General features: G+C 50.2%; 15 protein-coding genes. 7 read left to right on the top strand and 8 right to left on the bottom strand.

Features of this window, described 5'->3' with window-relative positions; all coding sequences use genetic code 11:
• The first annotated feature begins 229 nt into the window (after positions 1-229).
• Together HMPREF3027_RS04165 and HMPREF3027_RS04160 are read left to right on the top strand one after the other, a co-directional pair.
• Positions 230-1,978 carry a phospho-sugar mutase gene (locus HMPREF3027_RS04165; protein WP_070707222.1) on the top strand — a complete coding sequence of 583 codons (1,749 nt, stop codon included), beginning with the start codon at positions 230-232 and terminating at the stop codon, positions 1,976-1,978.
• 123 nt (positions 1,979-2,101) lie between these two features.
• Positions 2,102-3,892, top strand: a complete 1,791-nt coding sequence (locus HMPREF3027_RS04160; RefSeq protein WP_070707221.1) for a DNA topoisomerase 3 — start codon at positions 2,102-2,104, stop codon at positions 3,890-3,892.
• Between the two features lie 50 nt (positions 3,893-3,942).
• Here HMPREF3027_RS04160 and HMPREF3027_RS04155 read toward each other — a convergent pair whose 3' ends face one another.
• From HMPREF3027_RS04155 to dnaA, 3 genes are all read right to left on the bottom strand, one after another.
• Positions 3,943-4,755 (bottom strand): hypothetical protein, encoded by an 813-nt coding sequence (locus HMPREF3027_RS04155; protein WP_083317500.1) that lies wholly within the window; start codon positions 4,753-4,755, stop codon positions 3,943-3,945.
• 285 nt (positions 4,756-5,040) lie between these two features.
• Positions 5,041-8,019, bottom strand: a complete 2,979-nt coding sequence (secDF, locus tag HMPREF3027_RS04150) for a protein translocase subunit SecDF (protein WP_070707219.1) — start codon at positions 8,017-8,019, stop codon at positions 5,041-5,043.
• A 369-nt stretch (positions 8,020-8,388) separates the two neighbouring features.
• A complete protein-coding gene (gene dnaA / locus HMPREF3027_RS04145; protein ID WP_246830523.1) occupies positions 8,389-9,726 on the bottom strand; it encodes a chromosomal replication initiator protein DnaA in 1,338 nt (445 codons plus the stop codon).
• A gap of 789 nt (positions 9,727-10,515) precedes the next feature.
• On the opposite strand from dnaA, the gene HMPREF3027_RS04140 reads away from it, so the two are divergent.
• The 5 genes from HMPREF3027_RS04140 to HMPREF3027_RS04120 are packed head-to-tail and all read left to right on the top strand — an operon-like array spanning position 10,516 to position 15,482.
• The gene (locus HMPREF3027_RS04140) at positions 10,516-12,192 is read left to right on the top strand and encodes a putative transporter (RefSeq protein WP_070707226.1); all 1,677 of its coding nucleotides are present in this window, start codon (positions 10,516-10,518) and stop codon (positions 12,190-12,192) included.
• A gap of 18 nt (positions 12,193-12,210) precedes the next feature.
• Positions 12,211-13,131: an aspartate carbamoyltransferase gene (pyrB, locus tag HMPREF3027_RS04135; protein WP_070707217.1), complete on the top strand. Its 921-nt coding sequence runs from the start codon at positions 12,211-12,213 to the stop codon at positions 13,129-13,131.
• Positions 13,132-13,137: 6 nt separating this feature from the next.
• The gene (pyrI, locus tag HMPREF3027_RS04130; RefSeq protein WP_070707216.1) at positions 13,138-13,605 is read left to right on the top strand and encodes an aspartate carbamoyltransferase regulatory subunit; all 468 of its coding nucleotides are present in this window, start codon (positions 13,138-13,140) and stop codon (positions 13,603-13,605) included.
• Between the two features lie 20 nt (positions 13,606-13,625).
• Positions 13,626-14,219: a LemA family protein gene (locus HMPREF3027_RS04125; protein ID WP_021903410.1), complete on the top strand. Its 594-nt coding sequence runs from the start codon at positions 13,626-13,628 to the stop codon at positions 14,217-14,219.
• 9 nt (positions 14,220-14,228) lie between these two features.
• Positions 14,229-15,482 carry a TPM domain-containing protein gene (locus tag HMPREF3027_RS04120; RefSeq protein WP_070707215.1) on the top strand — a complete coding sequence of 418 codons (1,254 nt, stop codon included), beginning with the start codon at positions 14,229-14,231 and terminating at the stop codon, positions 15,480-15,482.
• Between the two features lie 105 nt (positions 15,483-15,587).
• On the opposite strand, the gene HMPREF3027_RS04115 is transcribed toward HMPREF3027_RS04120, so the two are convergent.
• Genes HMPREF3027_RS04115 through HMPREF3027_RS04095 form a run of 5 tightly spaced genes read right to left on the bottom strand, consistent with a single transcriptional unit; the run spans position 15,588 to position 22,397 of the window.
• On the bottom strand, positions 15,588-18,092 hold the full coding sequence (locus tag HMPREF3027_RS04115; protein ID WP_070707214.1) for an alpha/beta hydrolase family protein: 2,505 nt from the start codon (positions 18,090-18,092) through the stop codon (positions 15,588-15,590).
• Positions 18,093-18,101: 9 nt separating this feature from the next.
• Complete coding sequence (gene ispE / locus HMPREF3027_RS04110) at positions 18,102-18,902, bottom strand: 4-(cytidine 5'-diphospho)-2-C-methyl-D-erythritol kinase (protein WP_070707213.1); 801 nt, start codon at positions 18,900-18,902, stop codon at positions 18,102-18,104.
• A 1-nt stretch (position 18,903) separates the two neighbouring features.
• Positions 18,904-19,752, bottom strand: coding sequence for a deoxyribonuclease IV (gene nfo, locus HMPREF3027_RS04105; protein WP_070707212.1), 849 nt, complete (start codon positions 19,750-19,752; stop codon positions 18,904-18,906).
• A gap of 7 nt (positions 19,753-19,759) precedes the next feature.
• The gene (locus tag HMPREF3027_RS04100) at positions 19,760-21,553 is read right to left on the bottom strand and encodes an alpha-L-fucosidase (protein WP_070707211.1); all 1,794 of its coding nucleotides are present in this window, start codon (positions 21,551-21,553) and stop codon (positions 19,760-19,762) included.
• Positions 21,543-22,397: a CPBP family intramembrane glutamic endopeptidase gene (locus HMPREF3027_RS04095; RefSeq protein ID WP_070707210.1), complete on the bottom strand. Its 855-nt coding sequence runs from the start codon at positions 22,395-22,397 to the stop codon at positions 21,543-21,545. The genes HMPREF3027_RS04100 and HMPREF3027_RS04095 overlap by 11 nt, the downstream gene beginning before the upstream one ends.
• Between the last annotated feature and the right edge of the window lie 163 nt (positions 22,398-22,560).

Below are 22,560 nucleotides of genomic sequence, written 5' to 3'. Positions count from 1 at the left end.
AACTCGCCGATCGCTTAGTTGCAACTAAGTTTTCTCTTTTATATGATGTTGAATATCAGCTTGTTATAAATGGGCTTTTTGAGCCACTGCTTTCTCCTATTTTATAGAGTCATTAACTTCAAATGCGTAACCCCTGTAAACTTTTATGGGAGGGCGATATTTGTAAATCATTTTTGGTACATTTGCCATATTAGGATAATAGAAATAAAAACAGTAAGGAAATAGCATTATGGCAACAAACGAATTACTTCAAAAGGTAAGAGCAAAAGCTGAAGCGTGGCTAGCGCCACAATATGATGAGGCGACTCGCAAGGAGGTGCAAGCACTTCTCGATAATCCCGACACCACTGAGCTAGTGGATGCCTTTTACAAGGACTTGGAATTTGGTACGGGTGGGCTTCGTGGCATCATGGGTGCAGGAAGCAACCGCATGAATCGCTACACTGTTGGCACTGCCACTCAAGGGCTTGCCAATTATCTGATTAAGGAGTTTGGCCGTGATGCCGACTTGAAGGTGGCTATTGGTTACGACTGTAGGCACAATAGCTCTGAATTCTCTCGCATGGTGGCGGGTATCTTCGCTGCCAATGGCATCAAGGTCTATCTGTACGAGGCACTTCGCCCTACCCCAATGGTCTCCTATGCGATCCGCGAATTGGGCTGCCAGAGTGGTGTGATGCTAACCGCTTCGCACAACCCTAAGGAGTATAATGGCTTTAAGGCTTACTGGAGCGATGGCGCTCAGATGATTGCGCCACACGACCAGAATGTGATTGACGAGGTGAATGCGATCAAGTCGATTGCCGAGATTAAGTTTGATGGCCCTAGCGATATGATCACTCTAATGGGGAAGGAGATGGATGATAAGTTTATCAAGGAGGTTCTCTCGAAGCGCCTTTCTCCCGAGGTGATCAAGCGTCAGCACGACCTTAAGATTGTCTTCACACCACTTCACGGTACCAGTGGTCAGGTATTGCCACGTTGCCTGAAGGAGGCTGGCTTTGACAATGTACACCCAGTAAAGGAGCAGATGGTGGTGAGTGGTGACTTCCCAACGGTAGAATCACCCAACCCCGAGAATGCCTCTGCCCTAAAGATGGCGATTGATCAAGCGAAGGCGATTGATGCTGAGATTGTGATGGCAACTGACCCCGACGGCGACCGCATCGGTACTGCCGTGAAGGATAAGGAGGGCAATTGGGTATTGATCAATGGTAACCAAACCTGTCTGCTCTACACCTACTACGCAATCGAGAAGCGGAGAGAAGCGGGCGAACTGAAGGACAATCAATATCTGGTAAAGACGATTGTGACCACAGACCTGATCAAGACCATCGCTGAGCGAAATAATATAGAGCTATACGACACCTACACTGGCTTTAAGTGGATTGCCGATGTAATTCGTAAGAATGAGGGCAAGAAGGAGTACCTCGGCGGTGGCGAGGAGAGCTACGGCTACCTATGGAGCGACTTTGTACGAGATAAGTGTTCGGTATCGGCTTGTACCATCTTTGCCGAAATCGCAGCGTGGGCCAAGGATAAGGGACAGAGCATTTACGAACTGCTAGAGCACATCTACCTACAGTACGGCTATTCACTTGAGAAGAATATCTCAGTGGTTCGCCCAGGTAAGAGCGGTGCCGAGGAGATTCAGGCGATGATGCAAAACTTCCGTAGCAACCCGCTTAAGGAGCTGGCTGGGTCAAAGGTGACTGAGGTGCTAGACTACCAAAGCCTTAAGTCGCTCAACACCGTGACTGGCGAGACCAAGGATCTAGTGATGCCTACGACTAGCAACGTTCTACAGTACCGTTGCGAGGATGGCACGAAGCTCTCTATCCGTCCTTCTGGCACTGAGCCAAAGATCAAGTTCTACATCGAGGTACACGCACAACCTACCAACCTCCAAGAGCTAGAGGAGGCGAAGAAGGTATGTGCACGACGTGCCGATGAAATAGCCAAGCAACTAGGTATCTAAGTCATTAGAGCCACCAATAAATGAAGTACCCTCCTCGCACAAGTCGGAAGGCAGCGATGCATTGAGTCAATGCTTCTGCCCCAACCTGTACGAGGAGGGTACTGATTTGCATCCTGTTCATCCATGATCCTCTGTATCTGCGAAAAACCATCCGTTGCTAGGGATATCGGTGCCGTGATCGGTGCCACCACACAGCGACAAGGCTACCTCGAGGGAAATGGCTATTGGGTCACTTGGACCTATGGCCACTTCTGCACGCTCAAGGAGCCGGCCGACTACTACCCTCAGTGGCAGCAGTGGAGCCTTGTTTATCTCCCGATGATGCCGGAGCGCTTTGGCATCAAGTTGCTTTCGGATAGAGGGATCGAACAGCAGTTTGGAGTAATCAAGTCGCTGGTTTCTCAAGCCACAGAGGTGATCAACTGCGGTGACGCTGGGCAGGAGGGTGAGCTGATCCAGAGGTGGGTGCTACAGATGGCAGAGTGCCGTGTGCCAGTGAAGCGGCTGTGGCTCTCCTCTATGACCAACGAGGCGATTGTTAAGGCTTTCCAAGAGCTAAAGCCGGAGAAGGAGTACACCAACCTCTACTATGCGGGGCTCGCAAGAGCGATCGGCGATTGGCTCCTCGGCATCAATGCCACGCGACTTTATACACTTAAGTACCGCAAGAGTGGCGACCGCAAGGTGCTCTCGGTGGGACGGGTGCAAACCCCTACACTGGCTCTGCTCGTGGATCGATTTGAGGAGATTCAAAACTTTAAGCCAGAGCCTTATTGGGAGATAAAGACGCTCTATCGGGAGGTGCTTTTTGCCTCAACCAAAGGGCGGTATAGCACCGAGGAGGAGGCAAAGGCGGTCATTGATAAGATCGCCTCGGAGGAGCTGACCATCACCAAGATTACCAAGAAGAAGGGCAAGGAGGGAGCACCTCGGCTTTTTGACCTAACCAGTCTGCAGATTGAGGCCAATAAGAAGTATGGCTTCACGGCCGACCAGACGCTTGCTACCATTCAGACGCTCTACGAACAGAAGTTGGTCACCTACCCGCGTGTGGATACTACCTATCTACCCGATGATGTCTACCCCAATTGTCTGCCCACCATCCAATCGCTCTACAGAGCTTTCCCTGGACCTTGTACTCCACTATTGCAGGGCGGAAAGCTACGCAAACTGAAGAAGTACTTCGACTCCTCCAAGGTCACCGACCACCATGCTATTATCCCAACAGGCAACCTCCCGCAGTACCTCGATCGTCAGCACTACGCTATCTATGAGATGATCCTACTCCGCTTCCTTGCTATCTTTTATCCCGATATGGAGTTTGAGCAAACCACTGTGATGGCGGAGGTGGCGAAGATTGAGTTTAAAGCCACAGGGCGAGTGGTGACACTTGATGGCTGGAAGTCGCTCTACCAAAACCAAGCCGAGGCGAATGACGATGAGGGGAATGATGAGCCTTCGGACAAGCAGGTGATGCCACACTTCACCAAGGGTGAGCACGGACCGCATAAGCCCGACCTACTCACGAAGGAGACACGCCCGCCAAAGCAATATACCGAGGCAACGCTCCTCAATGCGATGGAGACGGCGGGCAAACTCATTGATAATGAAGACCTGAAGGAGGCGATGAAGGCCAAAGGTATTGGTCGGCCTTCCACTCGTGCCGCCATTATAGAGATCCTCTTTAAGCGGGGCTACATTGAGCGAAAAGGTAAGACAATCCTCCCCACTCAGCTAGGGATAGACCTCATTCACACCATACAAAACCAACAGCTCAAGAGTGTGGAGCTAACGGGCGAATGGGAGTACAAGCTACGCCTCATCGACCGTGGCGAATACGATGCCCAGCAGTTCCTCACCGAGCTCAAAGCAATGGTTCACCAGCTCGTCCACGAGGTCCTCACCTCCGAATAACCCTCAATCAGGTAGGCTTGTTTCAAGCTTTGGACTGCTATTAGGGCTCTCTAGAAGTCGTATCTAGCAGCAGTTGTGATCAAGAAGTCTTGGTCGAAGTTTAATGTCACTTCAGCTTTTGATGCGTTTCCGATGTGGTTAGTAACGAAAGAAAATGATTCAGTGCCTGAAGGCCTTAACTCAAAGGATAAACGACCAGAATCCTTAGTAACCTCTGTGCCATCTCGTTTATAATAAGTAATTACATACGAAATATCAGGGATTGTGAACTTGGTGTTATTCGTTATAACGCCACTGCCTGAGCCAAGTCCAAAAGAGTTATCCCAATTCCAATCTGCGACAACGTTTTCACGCAGATAATTGGCAAGCTTATTGATATGCTCTTTAAAGTCTATACGAGCTTGACTTAGCCTGTGGGCAATATTCAGATCGGTATGATCTATCCCAGAGAAGTAACCCCGCCTCTTGGCGAATTCATAAGAAGGGTCCGCTTCTGGAAAAAATAGACCTTGCGAGTCATAAATATAATACCCCTCTTCGGGAGCATCTGGATTACGTGGCTGGATAAATAGTCTTGTCTCAATATCCCTTGTCGCACCCATACGATTAGCATACGTATTTAACAATACTACTTCATAGGTGCTATCTGGCAACTGGTTAATTTTCTTGATTGAAATACCGACTGATGGATAAGCAGAGCCAAGCTCACCCACCTCTGGATATAATTCAATCATTTTAGTAACATCCCCTACCTTTAGAGCATCGAAGAAATCCTCAGCAACTCTCCGTACCTCAGTATTGTACTCACATGATACGAAAAGAAATGAGATAAGTAGACAAGAGAGTAATCTTAAGTGCTTCATAATTACAATAGATTGATAGTTTGCTATCATGAGAATGTTGCACGAAGGATGAGATGCAAGGCGCTGAGGATGAGGGCGAAGGGAGCGTACTCACGTACGTGACCTAGCCCGAATTCCGAGAGCAACGCAGCAGATCGCCTTCGTGCAACAGTCTCATCATAGCTTCACCCTGCAATATACTAAAAAAGAGAGAATATATAACTGATCGTCTCCACAAAAAAGAGGTCGGCTAGGGAGTGGTACTCACCTAGCCGACCTCGTCTATTGATTTAGAAGTGATGGGGCTTATTTATTAGCCTTCTCAAACTTCTTATTATTGATCATATGTGCAATCGGAGTAGCCACAAATAGGGTGGCAAAGGTACCGAAGATGATACCGAGTAGCATCGCAAAGGTAAAGCTCTGGATGCTTGCCCCACCGAATAGGAATATGATAAGTACCACTAGCAACGTACTGATACTGGTATTGAACGTACGTGAAAGGGTGCTATTTAGTGCATAATTGAAGAGCTCCTTACGCTCTCTATTGGGGTACATACGGAGATACTCTCTGATTCGGTCAAAGACCACAATGGTATCATTGATAGAGTAACCTATAATTGCAAGCACTGCCGCAATAAACGTTTGATCGACCTCCATAGAGAATGGCATCACCTTCCATAGCAAAGCATAGAACGAGATGATCGAAAGAGTGGTGAAGGTAACTGATGCAAAGGCACCAATTGAGAAGGCAATATCATTGAATCGGATCAAGATGTAGAGTGCCATCACAATCAGCGAGAAGATCACTGCGATGAGTGCACCTGTCTTGATATCATCAGCCATGCTGGCACCAACCTTCTGTGAGCTCTGGATGTAGTGCTTTGTGAATTGATCCATAGTCACCCCATCACCAAGTAGTGGCTTGAGTCCTTCATAGATAAGTGTCTCCACTTCTGTATCTACCTCAGGGGTGTTGGTATCAATCTTGTAGTTGGTAGAGATACGCACCTGGTCGTCGGTAGAGATCTTAATTACCCCTACGTGGCCATCAAGGTTATCATTGAGGAGCGAAGCCACCTCGCTGGTAGTAACTGGTTGGTCAAACTTCACAATGTAGTTACGACCACCGGTAAAGTCGATACCAGTATTCAATCCCCATACACCTAGGGCAATACCTCCAGCTACTAGGATAGCAGCGGCAATGCCTAGACCAGTCGCCTTCTTGCCAATAAAGTCGAACTTAGGATCGGTAAGGAAATTACGTGAGATACCAGTGGTAAAGGTCACATTCTCCATCTTGCCCTTCTGCGCTCTTCTCTCAAAGAAGATTCGGGTGAGGAATACAGCGGTTAGGAACGAACAGATAAGTCCCACGATCAGCGTGGTAGCAAATCCACGGATAGGTCCCGAACCAAAGTAGTAGAGGATGATACCGGTGAGGATAGTAGTAACGTTGGAGTCGATAATGGCTGAGAAAGCATTGCCATAACCATCTTCGATGGCCTTGCTCATGCTCTTACCCGAAGCAAGCTCCTCCTTGATACGCTCAAAGATCAGCACGTTGGCATCCACAGCCATACCTAGGGTCAGCACCATACCGGCAATTCCCGCCAATGTAAGTACCGCATGAAGCGAAGCGAGGATACCGATGGTGAGGAAGAAGTTGACAAAGAGTGCCACGTCTACTACCAAGCCTGGCAATAGTCCATACATCAGACACATATAAATCATCAGCAGAATCAGTGCAACCACGAAGCTGATAAATCCAGCCTTAATGGCCTCCTGACCTAGCGAAGGACCTACTACGTCCTCCTGAACGATACGGATAGAGGCTGCCATCTTACCCGAATTAAGGGTATTTGCCAAGTCATCCGCCTCATCTACTGTAAAGTGTCCTGTGATCTGTGACTGACCATTAGGGATCTCTGTATTGACATTTGGAGCAGAGTAGACAACGTCATCTAGCACAATAGCGATAGGACGACCAATATTCTCCTTGGTAATTCTTGCCCACTCTCTAGCACCGTCGGAGTTCATCGTCATAGAGACGGCTGGTTCCTGGCGACCCATTTGATTCTCGATCACACTGCTAGCGTTGTTCACCACATCACCACCTAGGGCTGGCATACCATCGCGACGAGTGCTCTTAATAGCGAATAGCTGGAATACCTTAGAACCCTCCTGTACCTCCTTAACACCCCACTTTAGCTGTAGGTTGCGTGGAAGTACCTCCTTCACCTGTGGAAGGTTGAGGAGAGAGTCAATCCGATCACGGTCAGAAGCGTGTGCCATACCTACAATAGCCGTAGGTGCTAGCTGTCCGCCCTCATAAAGGTTGGGCTGGAGTAGACTAAATAGTGAAGTGATCTGCTTACCCTCAGTAGCCTGTGGCTCGTTAGTAGCTGTGGTTCCAGCAAGGGCAGCCAATTGGTCATCGTTATTGATGCTATCAGAAGCTAGTGAATCGCCTTCGATCTCCTCAGCATTGGCCACCTCCGTCTCGGTAGATTGGCTGTGGCTATTGAGTCTCTGGATCACCTCATCAGCACGCTGTAGATCCGACCAAATCTCTGGAAGTAGGTAGCACTCCCAAAACTCCAGGTTGGCACTGCCTTGTAGGAGCTTACGCACACGCTCAGGCTCCTTAACACCTGGCAGCTCTACTAGGATACGGTCGCCACCCTCCAGTCTTTGGATATTAGGGGCTACCACACCGAAGCTGTCGATACGATTACGAAGTACCTTGTAGGAGCTATCAATCGCTGTCTGAAGCTCAGAGCGAAGTACCTTGATCACCTCGGCATCGGTGCTACTAGTGCTTATCTTCTCTCTAAGAGCAGAGGTACCGAAGATCGCTGAGAGGCGAGCTCCTGGGTCAATGTTATGAAACTCCTCTGTAAATAGCGTGATAAAATCCTTTTGACTACGCTCTTGCTTTGCCTGAGCAGCTTCCAATGCCGCCCTAAAAGTAGGGTCTTGGCTATTGTCGGAGAGGGTCTCAAGCACATCGGAGGTATTGAGCTCTAGGATCACGGTCATACCACCCTTAAGGTCGAGACCCAAACCAAGCTCACGCTCACGGACATCCTTGAGGGTATGCCCTAGCCACACTTTCTGCATTGAAAGAGAGTCAATGTAGTGCTCCTGCTTCTGTGCATCTCCCTGCGCATAAGCCTTTGCCTTATTTTCGTAGTAATTGGATACTACCGAGAAAGAGAGGTAGTAGGCACAAATTACGATAAGAGCAATGGCAGTCCATTTCACTAAACCTTTGTTTTGCATCTGTTATTCGTTATATTTAATTGATTTATCTATATCCGTTCCAGCTGATACCTAATCTCTTGTATGCCAAATAATCCAAAATGTCGTGAGATAGGTATTCAGTTGGCAAATATAACCAAATTATATTAATCTATCTCATATATGTCCCTAGTGGCTACAGCAGTTGCGTTTGAATAACCGAATAAAGCTACCTTATCGGACAGGTCGGACGAGGCGGACGAGGCTGAGGGGGCGGACGGGGCGGGCAAGTCGGAGCAATGACGCAACTACTCGACTTATCCGATAAGATCCACTCACTGGGCTAGCACATAAAAACGCACCCTGGGGAAGGGCGCGTTATGATTTGGGAAACCTTAAGTTGGAAAGAGGCTATACCTCTAGCAGGTCTCGGATTTCCTTTAACTCAGCTTGGAACTTAGTGTCGGTGTCGAGGAGGTCACGAACAGCTCGGTCGGCATAGATCACTGTGGAGTGGTCGCGACCGCCCATCTCTGCTCCAATGGCAGCAAGTGAGGCTTCGGTCAGCTCTTTGGAGAGGTACATCACCACTTGCCTAGCCTGCACGATGGCACGCTTGCGTTTGCGACTAACGATATCTGCCTCCTCTATATTATAGTATCGGCTCACCACCTCCAATATTTCTGGCACATTGATCTTGCGCTCCTCCACTCCTACCGTCTGCGATAGCACTTTCTCAGCCAATTCCATAGAGATCTCCTCATTGCAGTAGATAGCATTCGCCATCAGGGAGGTGAGGGCTCCCTCGAGGTCACGCACATTATCCTTAGCATGCTTCACTATAAAATTGAAGACTTGCTCCGAAATACTGACCCCCGCCTCCTTCACCTTGGCAGTGAGGATTTCTCTCCTCAAGTGTGCATCGGGGCGCTCAATCTCCACAGTCATCCCCCACTTGAGTCGGGTGTAGAGACGATCTTCCATTCCCTTAAGGTCGGCAGGGCAGCGATCAGAGGTAATCACAATCTGCTTCCCTAGCATCTTGAGGTGATTAAAGATTTGGAAGAAGGCATTCTGAGTGCTAATTGCTTCGCTAAACTCCTGAATATCATCAATCAGCAGGAGGTCGATATTTTGGTAATAATTGAAGAAAAGCTCTGGCTTCTTAGTGGTAATGGTCGCCTCCACGAACTGTCGCTTGAACGTCTGCGCTGGCACATAGACCGCTTTGTAGCCGGGCTTCTTCTTGACTAGTTCATTACCGATGGCATGCATTAGGTGCGTCTTCCCCACCCCCGATGCTCCAAATATAAAGAGGGGGTTAAAGGCAGTCTCACCGGGTTGCTCCACAATGCTCTGTGCCACAGTATAAGCAAGCCGATTGCAGATGCTTTGATAAAAGTTGCCAAAGAGCATACGGCGATCTAGATGGGTCACAAATGCCTCCTCCTGACGGACGGTATTCGCTACCTCCTCACGACGAGTGGCGGGATTAACGGTCGGTACTAGGTACTTAAGGTTGATCCCCTCTCCGAAAGCCTTTTCAAGTGCAGCCTTGAAGAGGTCGAAGTAGTCTCCCTCCAGTTTATAGCTATAGTCTTGCGATGGTACACGGATAGTCAATACATTACCCTGCATACTCACCGGCTCTAATGGCTTAAACCAGATATTAAACTCTCGCGGATTGGAGAGATGGGTACTCATTTCATTGAGAAAAATACCCCACGAACTACTTAAACTACTTTCCATCAACATCTATCTTCAAAAAAGCATACCTCCAATCAATAGTGGCAGCTATAGTATCACGATTACGGGCATCCTTTTCTACATCATTGGCCTATTTATACCATAAAAGAAGGCTTTCTTACCAATCGAAATGGGATGCTAGAGACCAATCATTCTCTTAACAACTGCAAATATTCTCATTTAATTCGAGATAAAAAAACCCGAAATCGACAGAAACCCCTCATACCTCTATAGCACAAACAGTTACAGCTAATCCTCTGTAAATGAATAAATAACGAATTCACGCACTCCATAATCAACTGATAGCTAATGGCTTTGAGCTCTTTCTGATAGGGGTGTTAAAAAACCTTTACCTCCCATCTGAATAGTCTACACACTTCGGGATTACACGCCTCCACCTCTGCTTATTTGAGGGATCTATCCCTAGATCCTTTTCTTTGCCTAATCGGGGGAAAAGAAGGCAACCAAATGGATCAATCCCCACCTCGGAACACTCCACAAAAACCTCTATACTAGCAGAGCAAAAGTCGAGATGCAACTAAGCAATCGGCGAGTTGCAACTAAGCAAATGCCGAGATGCAACTAACCGATTGCTTAGTTGCATCTCGACAAACGCATTTGTATGGTCTTGAATTTCAACTGGTTGCAAAAGTCCTCTTTACGGCCCCATTTCCGTTGTTTTATTCGCCTTGTTTCTCAGTTGCCTTGGGCAAGGGTTACCTTGGGAGATAATTGACGGTGTGTCTCTCTTTTTTAGTAGATTTGCAATGAGTAAATATATTATTAATGACTATGCTTGATGTGATAAAGGCGTTTTGGACCGAGCAATCGCTGAGCCAGACGTTGATAATTATCTTTTTCACCTGCGGGGTAGGTCTCTTCCTCGGTAAGCTAAGGCTCGGAAAGTTTGCTTTGGCTGGGGCAGGTGTCTTTTTCTTCGGTATCTTTCTAGCCCACTTAGGTGTGCTGGTGGATCCTGTGATGCTTCAGTTTTGCCAAAATGCAGGATTGGTCATCTTTGTCTACGCACTAGGTATTCAGGTAGGGCCCTCCTTTGTGGCATCGCTTCGCAAGACGGGCATCATATTGAATGCTTGGAGTATGGCTCTGGTGCTACTAGGGCTGCTTTGTACGGTGGTACTAGTGCTGATGGGAGTGGATAGTGCCAGTAATATGATGGGCGTGCTGAGTGGAGCGGTGACCAATACACCTGCACTCGCTGCAGCTCAACAAGGAGTGGAGCAGATGCATGCCAATAGTCCCGACCTAGCTAGAGAGCTAGGCGATATGGCACTAGCTACCGCTATCACCTATCCGCTTGGCGTGGTGGGCGTGATGCTGGTACTTGAGCTACTGAAGCTCATCTTTCCTAAGAAGAGTAGTCAGAAGGAGCCTGAGCTGATAGAGGCACGCCACCATGTGGGTGACTTTGTAGTAGAGAATAAGGGGCTGGTGGGCAAGACTCTTGCCGAGGTCAATCAAGCCTTTCACATCGATTTCCTCGCCTCTCGATTGCTCCGCAGGGGGGAAGTGATTCAGCCCAAAAGCGATACCAAGCTAGAGCTACACGACCGCCTGAGTATCGTTTGTGACGAGGAGGTGGCACAATCGCTAGTAACGCTCTTTGGAGTAGAGCGGGAGCGAGACCACGAGTCGATGAATTGGGAGGCACGTGGCCCTCAATTGGTTCAGCGTCGCCTCTTAGTCTCAAAGCGGGAGTTCAATGGTGCCACATTGGCGAGCCTTCGATTGCGTAATGAGTACCATGTGACGGTGACTCGCGTCAATAGAGCCGAGATAGACTTGGTGCCCAATCCAAAGCTACACCTACAGATGGGCGACCGGATCACCGTAGTAGGTGAGGAGGAGGGCATCAATCGCCTTGCCGAGGAGATTGGCAACCAATTGAAGCCTCTGGATAGCCCGTACCTAGTGAGTATCTTCCTAGGGATGGCATTAGGAGTACTGGTGGGAATTCTACCCATCGCTCTTCCTGGACTGAGCATGCCGATCAAGCTAGGATTGGCGGGTGGACCAATCATCGTGGGCATACTTCTTGGGGCTTATGGCCCAAGGTTGCGAATGACCACCTACATCACACAGAGTGCCAATCTGATGCTCCGCACCTTTGGCATTACCCTCTACTTGGGGTGCTTAGGGCTAGCGTCGGGTGCCAATTTCGTGGAGACCCTTCTAGAAGGTTCGGGCTTGGTTTGGCTCGGTATCGGTGTGGGGCTCACGGTACTGCCCACCTTGCTGGTCGGTATCTTGGCGATGCGATACTCCAAACTCAGCTACGGCACCATCTGCGGGCTACTTTGCGGAGCAATGGCCAATCCGATGGCACTTGAGTATATTAGCGACCAGATAGAGGAGGATACCCCTACCGTGGCGTATGCCTCGGTCTACCCGCTCGGAATGTTTGCCCGCGTGGTTCTGGCTCAGATTGTGATCACAATATTATTGTAGTAAGATAGAAGTTGCTGTATGAATAGAGGTAGTTTTTTTAGTATTGAGCAGCTGACGGCGAGCGAGATAGAGGCGATACTGGATACCGCTGAGCTATTTGAGCAAAACCCCAATAGGCGGTTGCTGGAGGGCAAGGTGGTGGCGACGCTTTTCTTTGAGCCATCGACCCGCACAAGGCTGAGCTTTGAGACGGCAGTCAATAGACTGGGAGGGCGTGTGATTGGCTTCTCCGACGCCAAGAATAGTAGTTCGGTAAAGGGGGAGACGCTCAAGGATACGATTCAGATGGTCTCGGGCTATGCCGACCTCATCGTGATGCGTCACAATCTGGAGGGGGCGGCGCTCTATGCGAGTGAAGTCTCGAGAATCCCGATTATTAATGCGGGAGATGGGGCGAACCAGCACCCTAGCCAAACGATGCTGGACCTATACTCTATTCGTAAGACGCAAGGCAAGCTGACCGACCTGAAGGTGACCATGGTGGGCGACCTGAAGTATGGTCGCACCGTTCACTCACTGATTGAAGGGCTTTCGCACTACCGCCCCTCCTTTGCCTTTGTGGCACCAAAGCAATTGGAGCTACCTAGGGAGTATGTGGAGTATTGTGAGGAGCATGGCATACCAGCGGAGTATTATCACGAGCTCACTCCCGAGGTGATTGGGTCGAGTGACATTGTCTATATGACCCGTCTGCAGAGGGAGCGCTTCCTTGACGAGGAGGATTATGAGGCGGTAAAGGATACCTTTGTCCTCGATTGCGAGCTCCTCCAGCAGGCAAAGCCATCGATGCGTATTCTGCACCCACTTCCTAGGGTCAATGAGATTGCACAGGAGGTAGATGACACGCCCAATGCCTACTACTTTAGGCAGGCGGTGAATGGAATGTTTGTGCGCGAAGCACTGATATGTAGAGCACTTGGAATAGAGGTAAAAGAGTAATAAGCTATGGCAGAGATCGAGAAAGGTAAGCTACGGGTACAAGCGATCAAGAATGGGTCGGTGATTGACCATATCCCTGTGGAGAAACTACAAAAGGTGGTGAAGCTACTCCGACTATTTGAGCTAGAATATCCCTTTACAATTGGGCAAAACTACAAGAGCCAGAAGCTAGGGCGTAAGGGGATTATTAAGGTGGAGGAGAAGCACTTCACTCCCGAGGAGGTGAATATGCTGGCGCTCGTCTCTACGGAGGTGGTGATCAGCGTGATCCGCGACTACCAAGTGGTGGAGAAGATCAAGGTGGACCTTCCCGAGGAGATCAATGGACTGGTGAATTGCACCAACCCTAAGTGCATCAGCAATAACGAACCGATGAAAGGGCGCTACCACGTGATCAATAAGCAGGAGGGGGTGCTGAAGTGCCACTACTGCAATCGCAAGATAGAGAGAGAGGAAATCGTAATAAGTGAATAACCCATTAAGAGAATAAAGAGATGAAAAAAGGAACAATCATCACCATTGTGGTGATAGGCATCGTGGTGCTAATGGTAGCGAGATATGGTATATCGGCCAATAACAATATGGTGGAGAAGCAGGAGGGCGTACGTACTGCCTGGAGCCAGGTGGAGAATCAATATCAAAGACGTGCCGACCTGATCCCTAACCTCGTGAATACCGTGAAGGGGTATGCAACGCACGAGGAGCAGACCCTCACCAATGTGATTGAGGCAAGAGCAAAGGCTACTCAAGTAAAGGTGGATCCCGACCAATTGACCGATGAAGCATTGCAGAAGTATATGGCCTCTCAGAATAACCTCTCACAAGCTTTAGGACGACTGATGGTGGTGGCTGAGCAATATCCTGAGCTGAAGGCGAATGAAAACTTCCAGATGCTACAGACTCAGCTAGAAGGAACGGAGAATCGCATCTCCACTGAGCGTCAGCGTTTCAATGAGACAGCCAAGGAGTACAACATCTATATCCGCAAGTTTCCACGCAATATATTTGCGGGCATTCTTGGCTTTAAGCCACAAGCCTACTTCGAATCCATCGCTGGTGCAGAGGTAGCACCGGTTGTCGCTTTCTAATAGAAGAGGATGAAGACGAGGTGGCTCATCATACTATTCGCCTTGCTAGCTCTCCCTGTGGGGAGCTGGGCAAGGGAGTACACTCCTAGCGAGGTACCCAATGTACAGCTTCAGGATAGTCGCCACTTTGTGAGCGACCCTGAGGGGTACTTTTCACCCGAAGACCGCGTAGCTCTCGACGATGTACTCTACCAACTTCGGGAGAAGCATACGGTGGAGGTGGTGCTGGTGGTACTGCCGGGGATAGAGAATGATGACCCAGAGTCTTTTGCCGTAAAGCTCTTTGAGCTTTGGGGTATTGGAAAGCGGGAGGATAATAATGGGCTACTGATCCTCTACAAGTTCGGAAGAAAAGGAGAGCGGATCATCCGCCTAGAGACAGGCTACGGACTAGAGGGGGCACTCCCCGATATCACCACTAAGCGACTGACTAATCGCTATCTACTCCCCGCTATATCGGAGGGGCGAGATGCCGAAGGCTTTCTACAGATGATAGGGGCGATTGATGAGCTACTCACTGAGGGGTATGAGGCACGCAACGACGGCAATCGGCAATACGGCTATGAGGAGGAGCAGCAGGAAGCCCTTGGAGGTCTGCTTTGGGGCTATATCGGCTTTTCTCTCCTTGTGGGGCTACTATTTGGCGGAGGGCTTTGGACCCGTTGGCGCAGGCTAAAGGAGCCAGCACTAAGGTCGTCACTCCTGAGCCACAATTTCTCACTGCCCAAGCAGATGTGGCAGTGGCTTATTTTCCCCGCACTCATCTTCCTACTGCCGCTCTACTGGATCCTAAGAGGGCGTACTCGCCGACAGCTTCACAATTGTCCGCAGTGCCACACAAAGGGAAGTGTACGTGCCATTGTATCGCCTGAAAATCTACCGCTACTCTCCGCAGCACAAGCCACGGAGCAACGCCTTCATTCGGTCAATTATACCCTCTACCAGTGCTCAGCCTGCAGCTACCATCGTGCTGTGGGCGTCAGCAACTCACTCAGCGGATACCAGCGATGCCCACGATGTGGCACCAAGAGTTACAAACTGCTATCCCAACAAGAGCGTAGCAATATGGTAGTTCGTCGCTATCACTGTGAATACTGCAACTACGATAATAAAGATGTGATTCGCTTCTCCAATCCTCGTCGAAGAGGCGTTGGCCCAATCGTCGGTGGAGGCTTCGGAGGGGGCTTCGGAGGCGGTGGTAGCTTCGGTGGCGGATTTGGCGGAGGAAGCTCGGGCGGTGGTGGCTCTACTACCCGCTTTTAGACCCTATCCGGTGACACTCCCTTCCCGGACAAGTTGGATCACCAAGTCTAGGATTAAACAAAGAAAGCACCCGATTGGGTGCTTTCTTTGTTAGAGAACCTTTAATTAAAGGTGTACTTCGGGGTAGAGGGTGTCCCACCAAGTGGGGTCATCCTTCAGCCACTTCTGGAACCACGCCATGGTACTTTGCATCCAGAGGAATCGTTTCTCAGGATCGTAGATGCCGTGGTCTTCGCCATAGACCTTGATAAACTCTACCTCTTTGCCCAGTATCTTGAGGGCATTGTACATCTGTACACTCTCACCGATAGGTACATTGACGTCGGCTGTACCGTGGAGCAAGAGTAGCGGAGTCTTGATCTTATCAGCTCGGAAAAGCGGGCTCTGCTCGGTGTAGAGCTTTGGATTATTCCAAGGATAGCTACCGTAGCTAGCCACGGTGCTATACCCGATTCCCCACGTACCTTCGCCCCAATAGGAAGCAATGGAACTGATACCAGCGTGGCTCACTGCAGCAGCAAATAGGTCGGTAATCGTCTGTAGATACTGTGTCATAAAGCCACCATAGCTAGCCCCTACACAGCCAATTCGCTCGGCATTGACATAAGGATGGCTCTCGCAGAAACCCTTTACCGAAGCCACGATCTCATCGGCCGTCCGTTTACCCCACGCATTGAGGTGACGAGCGGCATACTCCTGTCCCCAACCAGTGGTACCACTTGGGTTAAGGGTCAGCACCACATAGCCCTGAGCTGCATACATAGGGAGGGAGTAAGAGCCCTCAAAGTTGCGAGCCGTAGGCGAGGTGCCACCATAATAGTAGACAATCATTGGATACTTGCGAGAGGGATCAAAGTTAGGGGGTAGATAGAAACGACCAGGTACCACATCGCCATTAGGCATGGTAAAGCTCCACGTCTCTGCCGTGCCGAGTGCTAGGTCGTGCATCTTCTGTGTTGCTAGGTCATAGAGCAGACGCTCCCCACGGTTATTGATCTGATAGATGCGGTCGGAGTTCATAGTGCTTTGCCCACCATAGGCTATCATTTGTCCCTTATTATCCACATCAAAGCGACGCACCACCTCCTCAGTGGTCTTGACCTGATTGATACGACCACTCCTTAGGTCGAGACGATAGAGCGATACATAGTCCTGATTCTCCGCCGTGAATATCGCCTCAAAGCGGTCGGGCAACACCTTGACACTCTCCACATTAGGGTCGAAGTCCTTTGTCAGTGCCTTGGCGGTACGCTGTTGCCTATCGTACAGAAATAGCTGCATATCATAGGTGTTTGCAGCCATTCCCTCAGGTAGGTTGCGACCGATGCCTCCAAACGAATTGGCAGTTCCTAGAGCCAGAAGATAGCGTGGGTCAGAGGTGTAGTAAAGCGTTGCCACATCCGTCTCGTGACTAAAGAGCGTATCTACTTGTAGCGTCTCAAGATTCAAGACACAGAAGTCGTTCTCTGAGAAGGGGATTGTAGTCGTAGGTCGAGAGGTGCTAAAGATGAGCTCCTTGCCATCCTTGGAAACACTTTGTAGCGAAGTACCTCTACAACCATAGGTGAGTGGCTGATAGAGCCCTTGCTTTAGGTCAAAAGAGGCGAGGAACTCTCGATCTCTGTAGCTACCTGTCGTATCGTAGCGACCCAATACACGCTCCACAACGCCCTTGTTTTTAGGCCCCTCATTGGTCACCATATAGATCAGCTTATCCTCCGTTGGAGCCATCACGAAGTAACCCTCCTCAGGGATAGCAGGGTGCAATACCGAAACGGTCAGTGTCGCTGGGTCAAGGGTCAAGAGTTGCTTCCCCGTGTCGCTCTTTTGGGTAAACCAAAGCTTATCAGACTGGGGCATCCACTGCGTCTCTAGGTAACTGCCATCAAGACGAGCCACCAGTCGATTGCCGTCGTAGAGCAAGACACTATACCGGCTTTTCGTGTTTACCGTCTCACGGAGCACCACCTTAGTATATCGTCCCGAGGGAGAGACACTCATCTCCGATAGGCTCTCCCCAGTTCGCATATACTGCATACTCATATACTCCTTATCATCAAGCGAAAGAGCGATTTGGCTATCCGCCTTTGCAGGCACCACTCTCAGCCGATACTTAGCAGCACCCCCTTCGTTAGAGAGAAGGCGGATGGCCACTTTGTGTGCCACACTAGGCAAAAGCGAGAAAGGGTACTCAAAGCTCCCCGATTGGTCAGACGAACCAATCTGTGTGCCGTCAAGGAAAAGACGGAAAGGCGAGTCACTCTCCACCAGCATGGTTCCTTTCTCAAAGCTAGGGGTCAACATAGAGAGATAGTAGCTCTGAATGGTCTTCTCCCCATTCGCCAAAGTGGAGTCGCACTTGAGATACCCCTCAGCGTCGGTAGAGACTAGAGAGAGGTGAGGGTTATCCAAGCGGATAGGGGAGATCTGCGAGAGTTGTCCCTTAAGGTCATACTTCTTGCCCTGCACATTGATGCTATCAGCCATAAAAGGCGTGCGTGCTACCAGCGGCTTTAGTGCCTTGTACTGAGTCACCGTGATGGTATCGCTCTGGGCACTCCCCATGAGTGGCAGTACCAGAAGTGCGAGTAATGTGAGTGCTTTTTTCATAAGTCAATATTATAGTGTGTATGTTTGTTGAGTTCCTTCCCAATCGGATATCGATAGCGGAGCATCGCTTAGGGCAAATAACGTAGAGCCACTGCCACTCATCGCGGCATAAGTAGCACCAGCTCGGTAGAGTTGCTCCTTGCCGTGTGCCAGCACTGGATATCGTTCAAAGATATGTGGCTCAAAGGCATTGTGCAAAGTTCCTCGCCACTCCTCCATCGGTTGCGATAGTAGCTCACGTAGACTTGGTCCTTCCTCCGAGGGCACCACCCCACCATACGCTTCAGCAGTAGAGATATGTAAGTCGCCATGTAGTAGCGTCAGCACCTTCCCTTCCAAATGTAGCGGGAAAGGAGATAACAGCTCCCCAATCCCCTCGGCCAATTGCGGTTCATCACGGAGAAAGAAAGGGCAGTCCGCCCCAAGTCGGGTAGCCATTTGGTGCATCTCGTCATAGCTCATTCCCAATTCAAAGAGCTCGTCTAAGAGCAAGAGCATATTAGAGGCATCCGAGGAGCCACCACCCAGCCCCGCCCCAGTAGGGATCCGCTTGCGGAGAATAATCTCCACAGGTGGCACCTCCGGATAAGCTGCTTTTACCAAATGGTAGGCACGCACCACCAGATTCTCCTCCGACGGCTCGCCCCAGTCACCAAAGTCGTACTTCATTCCCTCCTCACTCGGCAATACCTCCAAGGCATCGCGAAGCGGGATAGGCAGAAGGAGCGTCTCAATGTCGTGGTAACCATCCGGCCGACGACGGAGGATCCTCAGCCCGAGGTTGATCTTAGCTTTCGGTAAACGGATCATCTCACTTAGCAAAGGTACGTAGAAGTGCGATCTCCTCAGCCCAGCGATCGGGGTTCGGTGTCTCCAAGATAATTGGGATATCTGCCAGACGCTCATCCTGCATCAGCACCTCAAAGAGCGTCATTCCCATCACCCCTTCCCCTACAGAGGCGTGGCGGTCTACACGGCTAGCTAGCTCCTTGAGCGAGTCATTGAGGTGAATACCCCTCAGATACTCCAACCCAATAATCTTATCAATCTGATACATCGTCTCCCGATACCCCTCCTCCGTGCGGATATCGTAGCCAGCGGCCAACGTGTGTGCCGTATCAATACAGATACCCACACGACTCTTATCCTCCACCTGGTCGATAATCGCCTTGAGGTGCTCAAAGCGGTACCCGAGGTTGGTCCCTTGCCCTGCAGTATTCTCCAGCACTGCAGTCACCCCCTTCGTCTTCTGCAAAGCGATATTGATCTCCTCCGCAATCTGTGCAAGGCAATCCTTCTCACTCATCTTCTTCAGATGGCTACCTGGGTGGAAGTTGAGGAGAGTCAGCCCCAGTTGCTCACACCGTTGCATCTCATCTAGGAAAGCATCACGGCTCTTCTTCAGGTTCGTCGGGTCGGGATTACCGAGGTTGATTAGATAGCTAGCGTGGGGTAAGATATGCTTTGGCGCAATGCCCGCCTCCTTCACCGCACTTCTAAAGTTCTCTATCTCCTCCTCCTCCAGTGGCTTAGGGTACCATTGCCGCTGATTGCGGGTAAATAGTGCAAAGGCATTTGCCCCGATCTCCAAGGCATTCGCCACTGCATTCGATACTCCTCCCGAAGCCGATACATGGGCTCCAATATATCTTGTCTTCATCTCTTACTTAAAAAATATCTAGTTCATCAATATGTGGAACCACATCTCTGCCATTGCGGTTGGTCCCTGTAAAGCGAAGGTACTTCACCCTCTTAGGCTCCGATAGCTTTTGGTACTGAGGGATAGGATTATTGAGGATATTGCCAAACTCCCCTATGCTCAGCATCTCCCACTCCTTGCCATCGGCACTTCCCGATAGCGTATAGTGAGTAATCACCTCATCCCCCTCACCACTGGGCATATATCTAAAGCCCTCCATCTCAGCCATCTCGTCCATCTCTAGGGTAAAGGGACGCTCGGCAATCACCTTCCACCCCTTCTTCTCTATCATCGCCCCCTCAGTGGCGAGGCTCAACTCCTCAATATCTGGTACCCGATGGGCAGCTAGACGACCAATATTAGCCACTCCCCTACTCTCCAAGAGCTTAAGTCGTAGCTTCGTCGCCCGCACCGGTTGCTCTAGCAAAATGATCCGCTTGTACCCGATTGTGGTTCCCTTGCCGATCTTTCGCCACTCATTGCCCACGAGTGCCTCTAGCTCAAACGACTCCACACGCTGCCCCTTGGCGATCTCCTCTTGGAGCAAAATAGCAGAGACCATCTGGTCATCATCCAGCTCCACCTCCTTGTAGTTGCCTACCTCTAGCGTAAAAGGCTTAAAGTCTCTCACTGCATCCTCCGCATTGAATTGACGCACAAAGCGACCCAGTTCCTGAATACGTTGCACATCCACATTGGCCAGTTTACCCTCACTATTGGGTGGAATATTCAGAAGTAGAGACGAATTCATCCCCACCGATTGGAAGTAAATATTTGCCAAAGCTCCGAGCGTCTTTGGCGACTCATAGTCGTGATAAAACCAGCCCGGACGGATGCTCACATCCACCTCGCTAGGGTACCAGAAGAGCTCCTTAGCCTTCTCCAGCATCTCACGACTACCGAGGTCCTTCGACATCTCCTCAATACCAAGTGCCTCCTTCGTAGCTGCTGCTCTTGCCAGAGATGAAGGCGGCACTACCGTTGCGCTCCACTCCGTCTCACGGCCCAAGCCACTTTCATTGCCTACCCACCGCACATCTCGGCCCATAATGGCCGTGATCGCATTGGGCTGCAGTTCCTTTATCAGCTTGATTACCGCCTCCCAGTCGTACTCCTGCACCTTGCCATTAGGTCCTTCCCCATTGGCGCCATCAAACCATACCTCCCATACCTCGCCATAATTGGTGAGCAACTCTCTCAGCTGCTCCAGGTAGACCTTATTATAAGCGTCGCCCTCTCCGTAGGTAGGGTGGTTCCGGTCCCAAGGCGATAGATAGAGCCCCAGCCGCAAACCATACTTTTGGCACGACTTAGCCAGGTCGCCCACCACATCACCCTTGCCCTCTCGCCAAGGCGATGAAGCGACACTGTGCTCCGTAGTCTTGGTAGGCCATAGGCAGAAACCATCATGATGCTTTGCCGTAAGAATCACCATCTTAAAGCCCGCCTCACTTAGCACCTTACACCACTGATCGGTATCTAGGTCGGTAGGATTGAAAAGGGCAGGATCCTCCGTGCCATCGCCCCACTCACGGTCGGTAAAGGTATTCACTCCGAAGTGGATAAAGGCGGTTAGCTCCTGCTCCTGCCATGCCAATTGCTCCGCAGTCGGCACCAAACGACTTGCCATCTCCACCTTCCCCTCTAGCGACATCTGCTCGGGAAATTCAAGGTGTTGTACAAACTGCTTCTCCTCTTGTTTCTTGGTACAGCCAGCCAGTAAAACTAGCGACAAAGCCACCAACCAAACTTTATTCTTCATCTTTCAAATCATTAATAGACGAGGCTCCACTCGCCTCTTGTTTCATTTCCATTACCAGTAAGCCCACAAGCACCAGTACCACAGCAAATCCCCAGCCGAGCCCTAGCTCCAGATCAAAAGACTCTAGCACAAAGGTCAGTGCATTATTCACCACGTGGAAGAGGATCGCCACCCAAAGCCCTCGGTAGAGTGCCACATAACCGATCACCCCGCCTAGCAAGAGCCGACTAGGGAAACCACTCCACTGCATGTGCAGCGCACTAAAGAGTAGCGCCGTGACCCACACCGCCACATGCGGATTGCGAAGCCGACAGAGCAACCACCCCAGCACACCCCCTCTGAAGAAGAGCTCCTCCCCCAGTGGTGCTGCCACAATGGTGGCGATATAGATCAGTATCCGCCCCATCAGCCGCTGCTCCGCTAGGAGTGCTTCGTACTCCAAAGTCATCTGCTCCTCCAATTGGGCAAAGACACTGGGCACAGGGAAGAGGCTCATCGCCGACTCTAGCAGCAGACTGGCACACATAGCCGCCAGCATCAGAGCCACAAGGCGAGGAAAGTGGTCCAGCCGTGCATCGCTCCACCGTAACCGCCACACTTGCTCCATGTGGCTTCGTCGATAGTATTGCTCCACTAGCCACGCCGGTAGCGCAAAGACCAGTAGTCCCTGCACAATCATCGCCACATACTTCACATAGCTGCCCGATAGGAGCAACCCCAAAAGAGGCATCATCAACATCGACAATGCCACCACAAATAGGAGCATAAAGCCCCAAAGTGAAAAGAGATACCCCGCACTCGGCTTCGAACCGATAGAGTAGCTCCGAGATAGTCCTGCTTTCATATCCACAAACTTACACAAAAATTATAAAGCTGTGGCACAATAGGTCGGAGGAAGCACAGGGGTTACGCATTAGAAATGTTTGTGTAGCATCTATTGGAGTGTCTATGAGAAAAGGACCTCCGCAGGAGGCCGATTTGTTGTAGCCCCCATTCGAGGCTCGCAG

Source organism: Porphyromonas sp. HMSC077F02 (assembly GCF_001815465.1).
Taxonomy (GTDB): Bacteria; Bacteroidota; Bacteroidia; order Bacteroidales; family Porphyromonadaceae; genus Porphyromonas_A; species Porphyromonas_A somerae.
The sequence above is the reverse complement of the archived record's forward strand: the minus strand, read 5'-3'. Positions and strand labels throughout refer to the sequence as shown.